Source organism: Caldicellulosiruptor sp. F32 (assembly GCF_000404025.1).
Classification (GTDB): domain Bacteria; phylum Bacillota; class Thermoanaerobacteria; order Caldicellulosiruptorales; family Caldicellulosiruptoraceae; genus Caldicellulosiruptor; species Caldicellulosiruptor saccharolyticus.
In genome coordinates this window covers 1-1,278 of record NZ_APGP01000075.1, presented here as the reverse complement: position 1 = coordinate 1,278, position 1,278 = coordinate 1, and the positions used below count along the sequence as shown (strand labels likewise).

Sequence of the window (1,278 nt, the reverse complement as noted above, 5' to 3'; positions counted from 1 at the left end):
TGACTGGCTGTGGATTGTACCAGTCTCCAGCGGGGTTTGTTTCGGGGTTGTTATAATACTCAGAATAATGAGAATTTATTATATCTAATTCGAATATGTCGACTATTTCTGATATATTTTGAGGATATACATCTAAAAATGTGAGTAACCCTTCGAAATTTTGTGTCCCAAACAAGAGCTTGTATAATAAAATTTTTTTCTCAATATCGTCAAGTTCTATCGGTTTATTGTTTTCAAAAGAAATATCCTCATTGTAAAAAATTTGAAAAAATACGTTTTATTAAATCCTCAATTTTTTCTTTTTCTGAAGATGTTTCTTTTGATAATTTCAAAGAAACTATTTCCCAAAATGCAACTGCTCTACACACTCCTTTGACAGCAGATGAAGGTAAATAAGGTATTCCCCAGATATAATCAAGAGTTAGTGATGTTTCAAAAACATGTTCAGTTCCTAATCCCACAACAAGTCTTGTAATATTTGTAAAGTTGGTATCAACTACTTTTACAAAGTGATTAGAAAGCAGATACTCTTCTATGTTTTTCATTTTGTTAGTTATTTGATGCTCAATAATGGAAAGATTTTCTTCTTTTATGCTTTTGAATAACTGTTGAAAAAATTTATTTTTGTATTTTTGATTTATAACGCAATTTTCTTTATTACGAATTTTAACTGAAATTCCTTTTGAAAAAGCAAGTCCAAAGTTATCAAATTCAACTATGACTGAATTAGGCTGCGAAACTAGTTGTGAATTACTTTTCGGATTCTTCTTCTGTTGGTTTTTCATCTTTTATTTCCACCTCAACAATTCTTTTTAACCACTCTGCAAGTTTAAGAATTTCTGTTGTTTTAAAAAGAAGTTCTTCGTAGCTAACATTTATTAGATATTCTACCAAATTGGCAAATATCCTTCCTTCTTTTTCTGAGAACCATTGATTTATAATCTGGTAGACCTTTTCATTATTCTTTTTGTAGAATGTCAATGTAGCTAAAAGCCCATTGTTTGTTATCATAGCAGGGAGTCTTTTCAAATCAGATTTAAACTTTGAAAGCTCTTCGTTTTTACCTGCCAATTGAGTTTTGTAAATGCGAATTTTTTTGAGGCAAAACTGCGCTATCTCTTGTTCTATACTTTTTATACTCATTTTAGTACTTACCTCCCATTATTTGACCTCAGAGTTTGCGGTTAGCTTTAAGGTAGTTTTTACTTTGATAAAACCTCTTCCCAGAGTTGAATCTGCGCCAAGCTGAAGAAGTTTATTGTCAAGTAGTTTTCTGAG

3 protein-coding genes are annotated in these 1,278 nt (G+C 30.7%); all 3 read right to left on the bottom strand.

Annotation, left to right across the window (positions count from 1 at the left end):
- A partial coding sequence (gene cmr6, locus H964_RS13225) for a type III-B CRISPR module RAMP protein Cmr6 (RefSeq protein WP_162151436.1) occupies positions 1 to 175 on the bottom strand: 175 nt, incomplete at its 3' end.
- Positions 176 to 248: 73 nt separating this feature from the next.
- Entirely contained in the window at positions 249 to 785 is a 537-nt protein-coding gene (gene cmr6, locus H964_RS13220) for a type III-B CRISPR module RAMP protein Cmr6 (RefSeq protein WP_039766113.1), read from the bottom strand.
- Entirely contained in the window at positions 751 to 1,143 is a 393-nt protein-coding gene (gene cmr5 / locus H964_RS07075) for a type III-B CRISPR module-associated protein Cmr5 (RefSeq protein WP_039766112.1), read from the bottom strand. Before cmr5 ends, cmr6 (H964_RS13220) begins: the two co-directional genes overlap by 35 nt.
- Positions 1,144 to 1,278 lie beyond the last annotated feature (135 nt).

Excerpts from the sequence above, each read along its gene's own strand:
- cmr6 (WP_039766113.1), bottom strand. The coding sequence starts at position 785 with ATGAAAAACCAACAGAAGAAGAATCCGAAAAGTAATTCACAACTAGTT.
- cmr5 (WP_039766112.1), bottom strand. The coding sequence starts at position 1,143 with ATGAGTATAAAAAGTATAGAACAAGAGATAGCGCAGTTTTGCCTCAAA.